The 15,934-nt window shown below is 63.5% G+C and carries 14 protein-coding genes and 1 pseudogene; 12 read left to right on the plus strand and 3 right to left on the minus strand.

The genetic code is table 11. The features are described from left to right. Positions 1–54: 54 nt before the first annotated feature. Positions 55–1,592: pseudogene (locus ABVQ20_RS40570) on the minus strand (GMC family oxidoreductase). A gap of 43 nt (positions 1,593–1,635) precedes the next feature. Further along, positions 1,636–2,313, minus strand: a complete 678-nt coding sequence (locus ABVQ20_RS32700; protein ID WP_354463864.1) for a FadR/GntR family transcriptional regulator — start codon at positions 2,311–2,313, stop codon at positions 1,636–1,638. Positions 2,314–2,516: 203 nt separating this feature from the next. Between ABVQ20_RS32700 and ABVQ20_RS32705 the strand changes: the two genes are divergently transcribed. From ABVQ20_RS32705 to ABVQ20_RS32745, 9 genes are all read left to right on the plus strand, one after another. Further along, entirely contained in the window at positions 2,517–4,145 is a 1,629-nt protein-coding gene (locus ABVQ20_RS32705) for a GMC family oxidoreductase (protein WP_354463866.1), read from the plus strand. A 296-nt stretch (positions 4,146–4,441) separates the two neighbouring features. Further along, positions 4,442–5,587 carry a cupin domain-containing protein gene (locus ABVQ20_RS32710; RefSeq protein ID WP_354463867.1) on the plus strand — a complete coding sequence of 382 codons (1,146 nt, stop codon included), beginning with the start codon at positions 4,442–4,444 and terminating at the stop codon, positions 5,585–5,587. A 53-nt stretch (positions 5,588–5,640) separates the two neighbouring features. Continuing rightward, positions 5,641–6,798, plus strand: a complete 1,158-nt coding sequence (locus ABVQ20_RS32715; RefSeq protein WP_354463869.1) for an LVIVD repeat-containing protein — start codon at positions 5,641–5,643, stop codon at positions 6,796–6,798. Positions 6,799–6,807: 9 nt separating this feature from the next. Further along, a complete protein-coding gene (locus tag ABVQ20_RS32720) occupies positions 6,808–7,215 on the plus strand; it encodes a RidA family protein (RefSeq protein WP_354463871.1) in 408 nt (135 codons plus the stop codon). 24 nt (positions 7,216–7,239) lie between these two features. Beyond that, positions 7,240–7,860, plus strand: a complete 621-nt coding sequence (locus ABVQ20_RS32725) for a glutathione S-transferase family protein (RefSeq protein ID WP_354463872.1) — start codon at positions 7,240–7,242, stop codon at positions 7,858–7,860. Further along, entirely contained in the window at positions 7,860–8,789 is a 930-nt protein-coding gene (fhmpcd1, locus tag ABVQ20_RS32730; RefSeq protein WP_354464102.1) for a 5-formyl-3-hydroxy-2-methylpyridine 4-carboxylate 5-dehydrogenase, read from the plus strand. The genes ABVQ20_RS32725 and fhmpcd1 overlap by 1 nt, the downstream gene beginning before the upstream one ends. A gap of 122 nt (positions 8,790–8,911) precedes the next feature. Further along, the gene (locus ABVQ20_RS32735; RefSeq protein ID WP_354463874.1) at positions 8,912–9,742 is read left to right on the plus strand and encodes an ABC transporter ATP-binding protein; all 831 of its coding nucleotides are present in this window, start codon (positions 8,912–8,914) and stop codon (positions 9,740–9,742) included. Then, positions 9,739–10,554, plus strand: coding sequence for an ABC transporter permease (locus tag ABVQ20_RS32740; protein ID WP_354463876.1), 816 nt, complete (start codon positions 9,739–9,741; stop codon positions 10,552–10,554). The genes ABVQ20_RS32735 and ABVQ20_RS32740 overlap by 4 nt, the downstream gene beginning before the upstream one ends. A 36-nt stretch (positions 10,555–10,590) precedes the next feature. Next, positions 10,591–11,601, plus strand: a complete 1,011-nt coding sequence (locus tag ABVQ20_RS32745; protein ID WP_354463877.1) for an ABC transporter substrate-binding protein — start codon at positions 10,591–10,593, stop codon at positions 11,599–11,601. 38 nt (positions 11,602–11,639) lie between these two features. Here the strand turns inward: ABVQ20_RS32745 and ABVQ20_RS32750 are convergent, their stop codons facing one another. Beyond that, a complete protein-coding gene (locus ABVQ20_RS32750; protein ID WP_354463879.1) occupies positions 11,640–12,065 on the minus strand; it encodes a hypothetical protein in 426 nt (141 codons plus the stop codon). Positions 12,066–12,162: 97 nt separating this feature from the next. Between ABVQ20_RS32750 and ABVQ20_RS32755 the strand changes: the two genes are divergently transcribed. From ABVQ20_RS32755 to ABVQ20_RS32765, 3 genes are all read left to right on the plus strand, one after another. Further along, positions 12,163–13,191 carry a putative B6 ABC transporter substrate-binding protein gene (locus ABVQ20_RS32755; protein ID WP_354463881.1) on the plus strand — a complete coding sequence of 343 codons (1,029 nt, stop codon included), beginning with the start codon at positions 12,163–12,165 and terminating at the stop codon, positions 13,189–13,191. 77 nt (positions 13,192–13,268) lie between these two features. After that, positions 13,269–14,837, plus strand: a complete 1,569-nt coding sequence (locus ABVQ20_RS32760; RefSeq protein ID WP_354463883.1) for a putative B6 ABC transporter ATP-binding protein — start codon at positions 13,269–13,271, stop codon at positions 14,835–14,837. Continuing rightward, complete coding sequence (locus ABVQ20_RS32765) at positions 14,834–15,931, plus strand: putative B6 ABC transporter permease subunit 2 (RefSeq protein WP_354463884.1); 1,098 nt, start codon at positions 14,834–14,836, stop codon at positions 15,929–15,931. Before ABVQ20_RS32760 ends, ABVQ20_RS32765 begins: the two co-directional genes overlap by 4 nt. Positions 15,932–15,934: the final 3 nt, after the last annotated feature.

Below are 15,934 nucleotides of genomic sequence, written 5' to 3' on the forward strand. Positions count from 1 at the left end.
GCTTGCCCTGGCGGGCTCTTTTTGTGCCGGCAATCACGCCCGCGAAAGCAGCAACTATCTGACTGTCGGCAACGCCGCCCAGGTTTCCGCGATGGCGACGACGGCGGCATTGATCGGTCCGCTGGGGATCGTCGGAATCACCGAGGCATCGACGACGAACACATTGTCGAAACCGTTCAGCCGCAGATCCGGATCGACCACGGCATCGGCGTCACTACCCATCCGGCATGTGCCGGCCGGATGATGGTGGGTCGAGGCGGCCTTGGCGATGAAGGCGTCGAGTTCGCCGTCGGACTGGACGGATGCACCGGGCAGAACTTCCGCGTCGCGCCATTCCTCCAGCGCCGCATGATGGCCGACGGTGCGTGCCATTCTCATCGCCTTCCGGAAAACCGCGCGATCATGCTCGGTTTCAAGGTAGCGTGGATCGATGATCGGCGCATCGTTGCGGGCCGGTCCGGACGGCACGATGCTTCCGCGGCTCGTCGGATGGGTGACGCCGCAGAGGATGGTAAAGGCGGAGCCATATGGCGGGGCTTTCAGGCCTTCAGCTGCTGACGGCGCGACGACGCAGGCGAGCGCCATATCCGGGCTTCCCGTCGAGCGGGTCGGGTCGTCGCTGTGCAGGTACATCAGCGATTCAGAGTGCTGCAGGCGCGATGGTGGCACCGGCTTTTTCGCGGCGTAGACATTGCCAAGCGCCAGCAGATGATCCTGCAGATTGCGGCCAACCTCGGTGCGATCGGCAAGGCAGCGTATTCCGGCTCGCTTCAGCGTATCCGGGTGGCCAATGCCCGAGCGCATCAGGATGAGCGGCGTGGACACCGCGCCGGCGCAGAGCACAATCCGGTCGGCGGAGAGTGTCCTGGTCTCGCCATCGCACACCACGGTCACGCCGGTGACCTTGTGGCCGTCGAGCACGAGATGCTCGACCTCGTGGCCGGTGAGCAGGGTCAGGTTTGGCCGTGCCATGACCTGTGGCGGCAGATAGGCATCGGCTAGGCTCAGGCGCGCTTGCCGTCGCGGATGTTCAGCGAATTGGGGCTGGTGCCGACCAGTTCGCCACTGTTGTGGTCGGTGAGGGTGGCAACGCCCATGGCGCGTCCGGCGGCGATATAGGCACGCACGACCGGACTGACCTCGGCATCGGGCAGATAAACGTCCAGCGGACCGTTCCTGCCGCGCGTTGGTGCGTCGAAGGCCGTGAAGGCTTCGCTGCGGATGAAACCCGGCAACAACCCCTGATAGGACCAGCGCTCGCCGCCGGCTTGCGCCCAGGGCTCGAAATCGTCGGGATGGCCACGCACATAGGCCATGGCATGCAGGCAGCTCGACCCGCCGACGACTTTTCCACGCGGCCATTCATGGATGCGGTTGGCGGTGAAGGGCTGCGGCGCGGTCCGGTAGGCCCAGTCATAGGCGCGGCCCTGGATCATCGTCCATTTCAATGGATCGGCGATGTCGGGGTCATCAGGCATCACCCCGGCCTCGATCAGGCCGACCTGGCACGACCGGTCTTCGCTCAGCCGGCTGGCGATAACCGAGCCGGCGGATCCCGCGCCGATGATCAGCACGTCGAAATGACTCATCACTTTGGAATTCCCCGTGCAGGCTTTTCGTCAGGAGGCGACGTGGTCACGCCGCGAAGGCGCCGGCATTCGACCGTTCCATGATCTGTCTCTGCACGGACAGAAGATGCGCGCGCATGGCGGCCTCCGCCGCTTCTGGATCGCGCTGCGAGATCGCTTCGGCAATCAGGCGATGCTCGCCGTCGCGCTGGGCGATCCGCTTGGGGCAGGTGGGGGCGGTGGTGCGCGCAACCTTCACCCGCGCATCGACGCCGACCTGGCGCAGCATCTTGTAAAATTCGGCGGCGAGGTGGTTGCGGGCGGCGGCGACGATGGCGAGGTGGAAGGCGAAGTCGACCTCGCCCGACGGGGCGTTCTCCGGCGTGGTTGCCGCATCCATGATCCGTGCCGTCTCGAACGAGGAGGCGCGCAGCGATGCCAGCCTGGCCAGGCCCGGTTCCATGATCAGGCGCAATTCCAGGACCTCGATGGGGTTGGTGACCCTGACCAGTTCCTCGCCATACCGGGGCAGGGCCGTCGGCGCGCGCCTGACCCGGGCCGGCTTCAGGTCGCCCGCGTGGCGCAGCGCTTCCAGCGCCTTGCGGAGCTGATGGCGCTTGACGTTCAGATGCTCGGCTAGGTCGCGCTCGGACGGCAGCTTGCCGCCACCCTGCTGCACCTGGCGAATTGCGGCGATGATGTCGTCGAGATCCGATGGTCCGGCCTGCGGCTCGAATGCGCTCAAAACCAAATCTCCTGTCCGTTCGGCAGACGCCGACTAATGTCCTGATATCTTAGCGTGACACGAAACCTGATGGAACCGGCACTCAACCAATTCAACCAATCTACATCTGTACGCGGTGGTTGACAACACCAGTTGCACGATGGTTGACTGCCCTTGTCGACGGTTGCCATCGCGGCTGGCCGTCCTTTTCCCGAGGATCACGCATGTCGGCTGGCGAAACCTTTGACTACGTCATTGTCGGTGCGGGATCGGCAGGCTGCGTGCTCGCAAACCGGTTGAGCGAAGACCCCTCGGTGTCGGTGCTTCTGCTGGAGGCCGGGGATTGGGACCGCGATCCGATGATCCATATCCCGCTCGGCTGGGGCAAGATCCTGACCGAGCGCCGTCACGACTGGATGTATTTCTGCGAACCGGAGGCCAATGTCGGCGGTCGCAAGGTCGAATGCGCGCGCGGCAAGGTCATCGGCGGCTCCTCCTCCACCAATGCCATGGCCTATGTGCGGGGCAATCGCGGCGACTACGATCGCTGGGCGGCAAGCGGCCTGACCGACTGGGGTTTCGACAAAGTGCTGCCCTACTTCAAGAAGCAGGAGCGCTGGGAGAAGGGCGAAAGCCAGTATCGCGGCGGCAGCGGGCCGCTCAACACCCAGTTCTGCCGCTATAAGGACGAACTCATCGATGCCTTCGCCACCGCCAGCCGGGATGCCGGTTATCCGCAGACCGACGACTATAACGGCGCCATACAGGAGGGTTTCGGCCGCCTGCAGATGACGATCGCGAACGGCCGCCGCTGTTCCACGGCCTCCGCCTATCTGCGGCCCGCCATGCGGCGCCGCAATGTGAGGGTGCTGACCGGTGCGATGGCGACGAAGATCCTGCTGAAGGATGGCCGCGCGACGGGCATTGCCTACACCAAGGGCGGAGCGGGGCATGAGGTGTTCGCGCGGCGCGAGGTCCTGCTTGCCGGTGGCGTCATCAACACGCCGCAGCTGATGATGGTGTCGGGAATCGGCGACGCCGCCGAGCTTGCGGCGCATGGCATCGAGATGAAGGTCGATCGCCCGCAGGTCGGCAAGAATTTGCAGGACCATGTCTCGGTCATCCTGATGTACCGGCGCAAGCAGCCGGGACCATTCCTCAAGATGATGCGGGCGGATCGCATCGGCCTCGATTTCGTCAAGACCTACCTCACCGGCAAGGGTTTCTCTGGGGATGTGCCTGGCGGGGTCGTGGCGTTCCTGAAGAGCGATGCGAGCCGGCCGCTGCCGGACGTCCAGCTGCTTTTCACCGCCGCGCCGCTTGGAGCGTGGCCATACATGGCGCCGTTCAAGGCGCCGTTCGCCGACGGCTTTGCGACGCGCATCGTCGCCGTGCAGCCGGAGAGCCGCGGCAGCGTCAACCTGGCGTCGAGCGATCCCTTGGCCGCGCCGCTGATCCATCAGAACTTCCTGTCCTCGCCGCGCGACTGGCAGTCGCTTCGCGCCGGCTTCCGCGTCGCGCGCAACCTCGCCGCGCAAGCGTCCATGGCGCCGTTCGTCGGCGCGGAGTTCTTCCCCGGTCCGAAATGCGAAAGCGATGACGAGATCGACGAGCATATCCGCAAGACATCGATCACCGTGCACCACCCGGCCGGCACCTGCCGCATGGGGGTCGACGCGGACTCGGTGGTCGATCCGCAATTGCGGGTGCGCGGCGTCGGGGGGCTTCGTGTGGTGGACGCTTCCGTGATGCCGGATCTCGTCTGCGGCAACATCAATGCGGCGGTCATCATGATCGCTGAAAAGGCCTCGGATATGATCCGCAGCCGCGCAGAACAAAGCATGGCGGCCTGACGGATGATGGCCTGTCTGCAACCAAAATCATTTGGTTGAGTATAAAATCTAGATTGGTTGAACTGCCGCGTCATCTCTCGCGGCCGTGATGTTCTTGGCTAACTCCGCAGCATTAGCCCAGATTTGAGCCATTTACGGCCTTTTCTGCTTATTTTTGGGCATTTGCCTCCCAAAAATGCACCTCAACCAAAAACTTTCAAATTCTGCAATTTGGGGATTGTCGAGTAAAACCAATGCGAATACGGTTGAGTTGGTTAGAAGCATTTTCTTCGTGACGAGAGGTGTCCGATATGTCCATGGCGCAACCAGCTAACGATACGCTCACCAACAAGAAAGCAGCGCTCAAGGGCCTCTACGATGCCCTCTACGCAAAGAACATGTTTCCGTTCTGGGCGACGTCGGAAGGCGTCGACCATGATGAGATCAAGCAGTTGATGGCGACATCGAAGGCAGTTCCCTTCGTCTGGTCCTATTCGGATATCGAGCCGCTGCTGCAGCGCGCCGCCGAACTGGTGACCATGGACGACAGCGAGCGCCGGTCGCTGATCCTGGTCAATCCCGGCCTTGCGCCCAAGCGCGCCTCGGTCAGCACGATGTACACCGCCTATCGTCTGAACGATCCGGACGAGATCATGCCGCCACACAAGCATTCGCCGAGCGCCATCCGCTTCGGCCTGACCGGCAAGGGCAACTTCACCGGCGTCGAGGGCGAGGACGTGGTCTTCGGCCCGGGCGACATGGTGCTGACGCCGAACGATGCCTGGCACAATCACGGTACGGTCGGCGGCGAGCAGGCGGTCAACCTGTCGGTGCTCGACCTGCCACTGGTCGAGACACTGCATGCCGTGCACTTCGACCACAAATACACCGAGATGGTCGACGGCAAGGAAGTCGAGAAGAAGGTGCAGACCGCGCGCTATCCGAGCGACTACTCGCAGCGCATCTATGGCGAGGGCGGCCTGATGCCGCGTTTCGTCGACCACAAGCGCGGCGGCGGCCTGTCGTCGCCCATGTATGTCTATCGCTGGGAGAAGATGGAAGCGATCCTCGACGCCCACAAGGATTGGGACGGCGATCCCCATGAGGGCATTGTCATCGACTATGTCGATCCGACCACCGGCGGTCCTGTCTTCCACACCATCAATTTCTACGTGCAGATGCTGCGCCCCGGCGAGAAGACGCTGCCGCAGCGCGAAACCGCCAGCCTGCTTCTGGCGCCGTTCCGCGGCAACGGCCATTCGATCATCGATGGCAAGCGCTATGATTGGAACCAGTTCGACACCATCGCCATCCCCGGCGGATCATGGGTCGAGCATGTCAACGGCTCGTCGACCGAACCGGTGATCTTCTTCGGCGCGACCGATGCGCCGACGCAGAAGGCGCTGCTTCTCTACAAGCGCTGGGGCCGCAACCAGGCCGGCGATCTGCTCCGCCTCCTCTAGTTGGTTTTTCAGCACGTAGCGTCCCGCCGCCATTGGCGGCGTGGACATCGGAAATGACGTTTCAGCAGCAAGGGCGTAAGCATTTGGTCTCCGCGTTCAACACCAAGCAGATCGGCCATGTGGATTGCCCGGGCGGCGGCCAGGTCTGGGTCGACGGCAATATCCTCTATATCGGCCACATGCGGCCGCCGAGCGGCACGACCCTGGTCGACATTTCCGACCCCCGCAATCCGCGCAAGATAACCACGATCGATGTCCCGCCCGGTTGGCACTCGCACAAGGTGCGCGCCAAGGACGGGCTGATGATCATCAACCACGAGCGCTTCGGCAATGAAGGTCCGGCCGATTTCGGCGGCGGGCTGGCGCTCTACGACACCACCAAGCCGGCACAGCCGAAGCTGATCTCGAAATGGGTGACCGGCGGCAAGGGCGTCCATCGTTACGATTTCGACGGCCGCTACGCCTATATCTCGCCGACGGCCGACGGCTATGTCGGCAACATCGTGATGATCCTCGACCTCATTGATCCGGCGCACCCGGTCGAGGTCGGGCGCTGGTGGATTCCGGGCCAATGGACGGGCGGCGGCGAAGAGTATCCCTGGCATGACTATGTCACGCCGCGCTGCCACCATCCGCTGCGTATGGGCGACCGCCTCTATGTCAGCTACTGGCACCACGGCCTGTTCATTCTCGACATTTCGGACATCACGAAGCCGAAGCTGGTCTCGCACGTCAATTCGAGCCCGAGCTTCCCGCATCCGACCCATACCTGCCTGCCAATCCCGCAGCCGCTCAAGGGCCGCAACATCATGGTGGTTGCGGATGAGGACGTCGCCAAGCTCAGGCCATCGGCGCCGGCCTTCACCTGGATCTACGACATCACCGACGAGACCAACCCGCTGCCGATCTCGACCTTCCAGGTGCCCGGACTCGATGTGGATGGCTCGCCGCAGCCACAGATGACCGGCTGCCACCAGCCGTCCGAGCGCTTCAAGGGCACGGTCATTCCATTTGCGTGGTTCGCTCAAGGGCTGCGGCTGGTTGATATCGCCGACCCGTTCGCGCCGAAGGAAGTCGGCCATTACATGCCCGATGCACCGGCAGGCGCCGAGCGTTCCTCATCCAATGACGTGACCATCGACGACCGTGGCATCGTCTATCTGATCGACCGAATCCGTGGGGTGGACATTATCGAGACGACTGTTCTGTAGGAGTGGGCATTGAGCGACAGCAGCAAAAAATCAGCGACGCACTATGCGATCGGCAAGAAGAACCCGAACCTGCCGTTTCATCCGGCGGTGCGGGCAGGAGACTACATTTTCGTTTCAGGCCAGGTGCCGAAGGACGAGAACAACAACATGATCAGCGGCACGATCGAGGAGGAAACCCTGGCGACGCTGAAGACCATTGCGCGCGTCATCGCCGATGAGGGCGCGACGCTGTCGGATGTGGTCAGGATCACCACTTATCTCGAGGATACGCGCGACTTCGGCCGCTACAACAAGGCGTTCCTCGAAGGCATCGGCGACGCTGTGCTGGCGCGCACGACCGTCGAGGCAAAGGCGGTCATCAACACCAAGATCGAAATGGACGCCATCGTCTACAAGCCGCTGCCGGCCGACAAGTAGGCAGGACACAATCGAGGAGACGACATGTACAAGCTGTTAGGCCGCCAGACATCAGGCAACGTTCAAAAGGTGCTCTTCATGCTCGAGGAGCTTGGGGCGTCCTACAAGCGCGAGGATTACGGCCGCCAGTTCGAGAACACGCAGACGGCGGAATACAAGGCGCTCAACCCGACCTCCAAGGTGCCGACGCTGGTCGACGGCGACACGGTAATCTGGGAGTCCAACACCATCCTGCGCTATCTCGCGGCTGTCGGCGGCGAGCAGCTGACCGGGGCCACGCCGGCGGAGAAGACCGAGGTCGAGCGCTGGATGGATTTCCTGCTGGCAGCTGTCAATCCCGGCTATCTGGCCGCCTTCAAGGGCGCCAAGCTGACGCCGGAGGAACAGACCGCCGACTACAAGGAACAGGTCAAGGATCTCGTCGCGCAACTCAAGATCGTCGACGGCCATCTGGCCGGCAAGGATTTCCTGGCGCTCGGCAAGCTGACCCTTGCCGACATCGCCTGCGCACCGATCCTGAAGCGCTGCGTCGACTTCAAGATCGACCGGCCGTCTATGCCGAACCTTGAGCGTTGGGTGGCGGCGATCGCCGCGCGCCCGGCCTTCAAGGCAGCGACCGCCGCCGCACCCGCAAAGGCCGCATGATGATCAAGCGTGCCGCCCTCATCGGGTTGGGAACGATGGGTCCGGGCATCGCCGCGCGGCTGTCGCGTGGCGGGCTCGATGTCACGGCGTATGATGTTGCGCCGGCGGCCATCGAGCGCGCCCGTGGCATGCTCGATCTCGCCGGCGGCGTGCTCGACCGTCTCGACATCAAGGCGCCCGAAGCTGGTGCCGGCAGCGTGCGTTTCGTGGAGACGATCGCCGAGGCCGTCGATGGCGCCGAGCTGGTCATCGAGAACGTGCCCGAGAATATAGACATCAAGGCACAGACCTATCGGGCCATCGATCCGCTTATCGGTCCGGAGGTCATCGTTGCGTCCGACACGTCAGGCATTCCGATCACCAAGCTGCAGGCGCATATCTCGCATCCCGAGCGCATGGTTGGCATGCACTGGTCGAACCCGCCGCACATCATCCCGATGATCGAGGTGATCGCCGGCGAGAAGACGGCGCCGCAAACCGTGGCTGTTATCCGCGACCTGATCCGCTCGATCGGCCTGCTGCCGGTGGTGGTGAAGAAGGACGTTCCCGGCTTCGTCGAGAACCGCGTGCTCTATGCGCTGCTGCGCGAAGCGGTCGACCTGGTCGAGCGCGGCGTCATCGAGCCGGAAGATCTCGACACCTGTGTATCCTGGGGCATCGGCTACAAGATCGCCGTCATCGGCCCGATGGCGCTGCTCGATATGGCGGGACTGGATATCTACAAGTCCGTCTCGTCCTTCCTCAACGCCGATCTTTCCAATCGCGACGATGTCGCGCCGATGGTTCTGGAGAAGACCGGCGCGTCGAAGTTCGGCATCAAGTCGGGCGAGGGCATGTTCTCCTACACACCAGAGCAGACCAAGGCGCTGCAGGCCGAACGGGCGCGCAAGCTCGTCGCGGTGCGGCGTATTCTGGAAGGCCGGGAGTAGGGCGATGGTACACTTGGTGCACAAGGCTGACCGGGTTGGAGAGCTCCTCCGGGTGGTCGTTTGTGCGAAGTGCGTCTCCGCGGGCCAGACGGCGCGGTCGAAGACAATGCGCGGGGCAAGCCATGCGCATTGAAACCATTCGCGCGGCCGGCGGCAAACCGGCACATATCCGCCATGACGATCTGATCTCCGCCAAGGGTGTTTCGGTGGTCATGGCCCGGCAGCTGGTTCTCCAGAATATCGATCTTTCGGTGCCGAAGGGGTCGTTCATCTCTCTTATCGGTCCTTCCGGCTGCGGCAAGAGCACCTTGCTCAAGGTGCTGGCCGGGCTCGTCAATCCGACAAGCGGCAGTGTTTCGATCGCAGGGCTTCCGCCCGTCGAAGCGGCGCGCAAGCGCATGATCGGCCTCGTCTTCCAGGATGCCAATCTGCTGCCGTGGAAGAATGCCGTCGACAATGCGTCGATGCTGCTCGGCATCGCCGACAAGTCACTCTCGCGGGCGGATTTGCGGGCGCGTGGACAGGAGATGCTGGAGCTGGTGGGGCTGGGCGATTCCGCCCACAAGCGGCCCAACGAATTGTCGGGCGGTATGCGTCAGCGGGTCGCCATCGCCCGTGCGCTGGCGCTCGACCCGGCGGTGCTCTTGATGGACGAGCCGTTCGGCGCGCTCGACGCCATCACCCGCGATTCGATGGGCCAGTCGCTGCTGGAGATCTGGCAGCGCACCGGCAAGACGATCGTGCTCGTCACCCATTCCATCGACGAGGCCATCCATCTGTCGCGCCATGTTCATGTCCTGGGGATCAAGCCGGGGCGGATCACCGAGAGCCTCGACATCGGTCTGCCCTATCCACGCGACCTGTCGGTCACGGAAGATCCGGAATTCGTCAGGCTGGTGGTCCAGCTGCGGACCATGCTGCGCGCCAGCCATCAGCCGGGAGGCGCATCGTGAGCGACCAACCCGTCACGAACATTTCAGAGCCACGGCTCGCTTCCAGCTGGAGTGCCTCGACTGGCAGCTGGCTGCCGGCGGTCATCCTGCTGCTGGTCACGATCGTGCTGTGGGAAGCAGCCGTGCGGATCTTCGCCATATCCGCCTTCATCATTCCCGCTCCGTCCGAGATCGCGAAATCGCTGGTCGCGCAATGGGCAACGCTGATGCAGGCAACGCTGGTGACGGCGGGCGAGATCCTGTTCGGCTTCCTTGTCTCGGTGGTCGTGGGGGTTGCCATTGCGCTGGTCATCGTGCGCTTCGACTGGCTGGGGCGCGCGCTCTATCCGCTGGTGGTGCTGTTCCAGAATGTGCCCAAGGTGGCGCTGGCGCCGATCTTCATTCTATGGTTCGGCTATGGGCTCGCGCCCAAGATCGGCCTGATCCTGGTCATCGCCTTCTTCCCGGTGACGCTGTCGATGCTGGCAGGCATGCAATCGGTCGACCGTTCACTGCTGTCGCTGATGAATTCGGTCGGCGCCAGTCCAACGCAGATCCTGTTCAGGATCCGCGTTCCGCACTCGCTGCCGAACCTCATGGCCGGAACCAAGATCGCCGCGACGCTCAGCGTGATTGGCGCCATCGTCGGCGAATTCGCCGGCGCGTCGGACGGTCTCGGCTACGTCATCCAGTTCGCCTCGACGCAGCTCGACACGGCGCTGGTCTTCGCGGCGCTGCTGCTCGTTTCCGTGCTCGGCATCGCCTTCTACTACGCCGCCGAAATTCTCGAACGCATCGTGGTGCCGTGGGCGCCGAAATTCAGCCAGGCCTAGGTTTTCTGGGACAGCCAACGTGAAGAGGATCGATCAATGCTGAGACGCTCACTTATCAAGGCCGCTACCTTCGCGGCGTTTGCCGGTGCTATAGGCCTCTCGAACGCGGCCCTGGCGGCGGACAAGGTCAACGTCCAGCTCGACTGGGTGGTGCGCGGCAACCATGCCATGTTCTTCGTCGGCAAGGAAAAGGGCTTCTTCGCCAAGAACGACATCGATGTCGCCGAGATCCGCAAGGGCTCCGGTTCGCCCGATGCCATGCGTCTGGTGGGCAACGGGAACGCCGATTTCGGCTTCGGCGATCTTCCCACGCTCGCCGTCGCACGGTCGCAGGATGTTCCGGTCGTGGCGCTCGCGGCGGTCAACCAGCACTCGCCGCTGGCGATCATTTCGCTGGCCAAAACGGTGAAGCTGGCCAAGCCGTCCGACCTCAAGGGCCTGACCATCGGCATTCATCCGGCCGGCTCGACCTATCTCTTCTTCAAGGGCTTCCTGGCGGCCAATGGCCTGACCGAGAAGGACATGACGCTGAACAGCGTCTCGCCGCCCTATGAAAGCTACCTGCTTCTCGGCCGCGTCCAGACGGTTGTCGGCTATGTCGATGCCGAGGTTCCCGAACTGGAGGCCAAGGCCGGCGGCCCCGGCTCGCTCAGCATCATGATGGGCGCCGACTATGGCTGGAAGGCCTATGGCTCGGGTCTGTTCACCTCGCAGAAGATGATCAAGGACAAGCCGGACGTCGTCGCCCGCTTCGTCAAGGCATACAGGGAGGCCTTCGACTATGTCGTGGCGCACCCTGAGGAGGCCGCCGAGATCACCGCCAAGGCAGCCCCCGGCTATGCGGACAAGAAGGATGTGCTGTTGGCGCAGATCAATGCCGACATCGCCTCGACCTTCACCAGCCCCGACACCAAGGGACACGGTCTCGGCTGGATGACGAAGACGCAGTGGGAGGAAACCCTGAAGACGCTCACGGACCAGGGCGTGCTCAAGGCGGCCCTGTCGCCGGACGACGTATTCACCGACACATTCCTGGCGAAGAAATAGGGCGCGCGCCATGTTCGAAAGGGCAGGTCAGTGAGCGCCTATCGGCAGACAAGGCTGTCCTGCTCGACGTTGCAGGACACGGCGCGCTCGCCTTTGGCCGCATCAGTGCGGTCGAGCGTGATCTGCACTCGGGTGGCATATGCGCGGCCGGACAGGCCGCACCATAGCCGCTCGACGGGCAGGTTCTCCCGCTTGTCGTTGAGGATCGTGAATGTGCCGGTCTTCGCATCGAACCAGAGTTCGACACGGGCGCTCTTGCCGGGTGCAACCGTGGCGATCCCGGCCGAATACCAGTGGGCAAAGTCGGCGTTGCAGGACAGACCTTCCTTGCCCGCATTCGAGATCGTCAACGGCACCATGTCGAGCCCGTCAGTTCCGGTGCGGACGATGACGTGGTGCAACTCAACCGCGTTGGCGAAGGACGTGAACGCCAGAATCGCCGGAAGGACATAACGAATCTTCACTTTGCCTGAGCTCCGTATTTAATTGTTCAGGCAGTCTATCTCGCTTTTGCGCAATAACAATAAGAATATTTGTTGGTAACCAAATGGAGAGGGTAACATGTTAAAGCTTCTGAAGAGCAGTGTAAGCGCAATTATATTGAGCGGTGTCTTGTTGGGCAGCGCGTTCGCCGGCGAGGTCAAGTCGATCGCCATCCTGACGCCTGAAGAAGGCACGGATTATGGCTGGAACCAGCAAGGCATCGACGCCGCCAAGGCCGCCGGCAAGGCCGCTGGCGTCGAAGTGGTCGTGGCCCAGGGCCTCGGCTATGGCGACGTTCGTCCGACCCTGCGGGAACTTGCGTCCGACGGCGCCAGCCTGCTGATCGCGCATGCCAGCGGCTACAACACCTCGGCGCCTGAAATCGCCAAGGAACTGAAGGTTCCGGTGGCGATCGTCGACACGCCGAACGGCTTGGAGAAGGGCCTCGTCGCCGACTACACGCTGAGCGGTCACCAGGGCGCCTATCTCGCCGGCCGTCTTGCCGCCAAGATGTCGCGCTCGAAGTCGGTCGGCATTGTCGTCTCGGGCGAACCGCCGTCGTGGAATTCGCAGTCGGCCGCGTTCGCGCAGGGCGTCAAGGCGGAGAACCCGGCCGTCAAGATCACCTATGCGGTGATCGGGCCGGCTGCCTACAGCGATGCGGCCGGCGGCAAGCGCGTCACCGAAAGCGTGATCGCGTCGGGCGCCGACATCATCTTCGGCCAGGGCAATGGTTCGAGCTTCGGCATGCTGCAGGCGGTCGAGACGACCAAGGCGGCCGATGGCGGCAAGGTCTATTTCATCGACGTCATCGGCGACAAGTCGCCGATCGACAAGGGCTTCCTGCTGTCGTCGGTGGTGTGGAACATCGAGCCGGTCTATGCGGCGATGATCGCCGACCTCAAGGCTGACCAGTTCGGCACCAAGCACTATGCGATCGGCCTCAAGGACGACTCGGTCAAGCTCTTGAAGACCGCTGCGATCCCGGACAATGTCTGGGCGGAAATCCAGGCGGTGCGCGAAGACGTCATCTCCGGCAAGATCAAGGTCGACCCGGTGTTTGACGCGGCCGCCGTCAGGGCGCTGATGACAAGCGTCGCCCAGTAAGGCGACCAAGGTCGGCTGCCGGAGGGGTGATCCGTTCACCCCTCCGGACGATTCCCATTTTTCAGTGCTGGGCTTTCATGAGCAGTTCTTTTTCATCGTCCGTCGACAGGCGCGACATTGTCGCGCTTGAAGGCGTGACCAAACGGTTTCCCGGCATCGTCGCCAATGACAGCATCGACCTGTCGATCCGTCCGGGCGAGGTGCATGTGCTGCTCGGCGAGAACGGCGCGGGAAAATCCACGCTGATCGGCATGCTGTCGGGCCTGCAGCAGCCGGACGAGGGACGCATCCTGGTCGACGGCAAACCGACGCCAATCAATTCGCCGCGCCATGCGCTGGCGCTCGGCATCGGAACCGTCTTCCAGCACATGATGCTGGTGCCGACGCTGACCGTCGCCGAGAACCTGTTACTTGGGGGACCCTGGTGGCAGCGGCCAAAGACCGAAGAACTGGCAGCGCGTGTCGCCGAGATCACCAGCAGCCTGGGCATCACGGTGAAGCTGCATGCGAAGGTGTCGGAGCTTTCGCTCGGCGAGCAACAGCAGGTCGAGATCCTGCGCGCCATGGTGCGCAACAGCCGCCTGCTGATCCTCGACGAATCCACCTCGATGCTGACGCCGAAGGGTATCGACGAGCTGGGCGCGCTGATGCGCCGCCTGGTCGAGCAGGGACTGGCGATCGTCTTCATCACCCACAAGCTCAAGGAGGCAGCGGCCTTCGGTGACCGCATCTCGGTGCTGAAACTCGGCCGCAAGGTCGGCGAGATCCCGCCCGAGCGTTTTCGCGCACTCGGAGAGCAGGAGATCATTTCGGAGATCGTGGAACTGATGTTCGGCAAGCAGAAGGACGACCCGGAAGCCGTCGAGCGTCCGGTTCGTACTGTGCGCACTGATGCCGTTCCACTGCTGCAGGTCGCGGACCTGGCTGTCGCGCCGACGGACAATGCGCCGGGCCTGTCGTCGATCTCCTTCGACATCCGCCCAGGCGAAATCCTTGGTATCGCCGGCATCGACGGCAACGGCCAGAAACAGCTGGCGGAGGCCTTGGCCGGCCAGCGCGCGGCGACCAGCGGTTCGGTACGGCTCGAGGGAACCGCCATCGAGGCGTTGAGTGTGGGCGAACGCCGCCAGCGCGGTCTTCGCTACCTGACCGACGACCGGCTGGGCGAGGGCACCGTCGGCACTTTCCCGGTCTCGATCAACTTCTTCCTCAAGCAGGTCGGCGCGGCGCCGTTCTGGCGCAACGGCGTCGAACAGCGCGCCGAGATCGACAAGCGCGCCGCGCAGCTGGTGCGCGAATATGACGTGCGCACGCCAAGCCTGAAGACGCCGGTCGCCCGGCTCTCCGGCGGCAACATCCAGAAGGTGCTTCTGGCGCGCGAACTGGCTGAAGGCGCGAAAGTGGTGATCTTCAACAAGCCGACCTATGGGCTCGATCTCGCCAACACATTGGCGTCGCGCCAGCGCATCCGCGACACGGCGGCGCGTGGCCTTGCCGTGCTGCTGATCTCCACCGACCTCGAGGAATTACTGAGCATGTGCGACCGCATCGCCGTCATCGCGGATGGAGCGCTGGTCGGCACCGTCGCCAATGCCGACGACGCCCGCACCAAAGTCGGTCGCCTGATGATCGGACTTGCCGCATGAGCATCGACACCGCACCCACCACCAGTGCAACCGCCCTCGATGCCACGAGCGGGGCGGCGACGCGCGGCGACATCCTGCATCGGCTGCTGATGACACTTGGGCCCATCCTTGCCGCTCTCGTCATCGCCGGCTGCATCCTGCTTGCCGTCGGCGTCGACCCGCTCGCCTATTATGGCTATGTGCTGGAGAAGGGCCTGTTCTCGCCGCTCGGCATCCAGCAGACGCTGACGCGCATGGCGCCGCTGCTGTTTCTTGCCGCGGGCCTGATCGTGGCCTTTCGCGCCGGCATGTGGAATCTCGGCGGCGACGGCCAGTTCCTGCTCGGCGCGGTGACGGCGGCTGCCAGTGCTCCGGTGTTCGTTCAGATCATGCCGGCCTGGCTGGCCCTGTTCTGCGCGTTCCTCATCGCCATGGTTGTCGCCATGATCTGGTCGCTGGTGCCGGCGCTGCTGCGCGCCTATCAGGGCGTCAACGAGATCATCACCACGCTGATGATGACGTTCCTTGGCACGTCGTTAGCCAATGTGCTGGTCAAGCTGGTGTTCCGCGATCCCAGCACGACCGTGCCGCAGACCCGCACGCTGCCGGTGGAAGACCGGCTGCCGCGCCTGTTCGAAACCACCATCACCAGCGGCCTGCTGCTTGGGCTGGCGGCGATCATCATCGTGCATCTGGTGATGACGCGCACGGCGTTCGGTCTGAAGCTGCGGATCGTCGGCGCCAATCCGCGCGCGGCGGTTCATTCGGGGCTGGGCGTGCCCGGCCTGACCATTGCCGTCTTCGCCATATCGGCGGGCCTCGCCGGCTTGGCCGGCGCGGTCGACATCATCGGCGTGCAAGGCAATGTCCGCGCCGACTGGAACCCCGCCTACGGGCTGGCGGTCATTCCGGCCGTGTTCCTCGCCCGCATGAACGGCTTTGCGGCAATAGGCTTCGTGTTCCTGCTTTCGGTGCTGTCGATCGGCGGCGAGAGTGCGGCGCGGCGGCTTGGCGTACCCAATCATTTCACGCTGGTGCTGGTCTCCATCGTGCTGATCGTGCTCGCTCTGGCCGAATATTTCGACCATCGGTACAACCAGTCGCGGAGGGCCTAGGGC

The sequence above is a fragment of the Mesorhizobium shangrilense genome (assembly GCF_040537815.1).
Classification (GTDB): domain Bacteria; phylum Pseudomonadota; class Alphaproteobacteria; order Rhizobiales; family Rhizobiaceae; genus Mesorhizobium; species Mesorhizobium shangrilense.

Excerpts from the sequence above, each read along its gene's own strand:
- ABVQ20_RS32705 (WP_354463866.1), top strand. The coding sequence starts at position 2,517 with ATGTCGGCTGGCGAAACCTTTGACTACGTCATTGTCGGTGCGGGATCG.
- ABVQ20_RS32710 (WP_354463867.1), top strand. The coding sequence starts at position 4,442 with ATGGCGCAACCAGCTAACGATACGCTCACCAACAAGAAAGCAGCGCTC.
- ABVQ20_RS32715 (WP_354463869.1), top strand. The coding sequence starts at position 5,641 with ATGACGTTTCAGCAGCAAGGGCGTAAGCATTTGGTCTCCGCGTTCAAC.
- ABVQ20_RS32725 (WP_354463872.1), top strand. The coding sequence starts at position 7,240 with ATGTACAAGCTGTTAGGCCGCCAGACATCAGGCAACGTTCAAAAGGTG.
- fhmpcd1 (WP_354464102.1), top strand. The coding sequence starts at position 7,860 with ATGATCAAGCGTGCCGCCCTCATCGGGTTGGGAACGATGGGTCCGGGC.
- ABVQ20_RS32735 (WP_354463874.1), top strand. The coding sequence starts at position 8,912 with ATGCGCATTGAAACCATTCGCGCGGCCGGCGGCAAACCGGCACATATC.
- ABVQ20_RS32745 (WP_354463877.1), top strand. The coding sequence starts at position 10,591 with ATGCTGAGACGCTCACTTATCAAGGCCGCTACCTTCGCGGCGTTTGCC.
- ABVQ20_RS32755 (WP_354463881.1), top strand. The coding sequence starts at position 12,163 with ATGTTAAAGCTTCTGAAGAGCAGTGTAAGCGCAATTATATTGAGCGGT.
- ABVQ20_RS32760 (WP_354463883.1), top strand. The coding sequence starts at position 13,269 with ATGAGCAGTTCTTTTTCATCGTCCGTCGACAGGCGCGACATTGTCGCG.
- ABVQ20_RS32765 (WP_354463884.1), top strand. The coding sequence starts at position 14,834 with ATGAGCATCGACACCGCACCCACCACCAGTGCAACCGCCCTCGATGCC.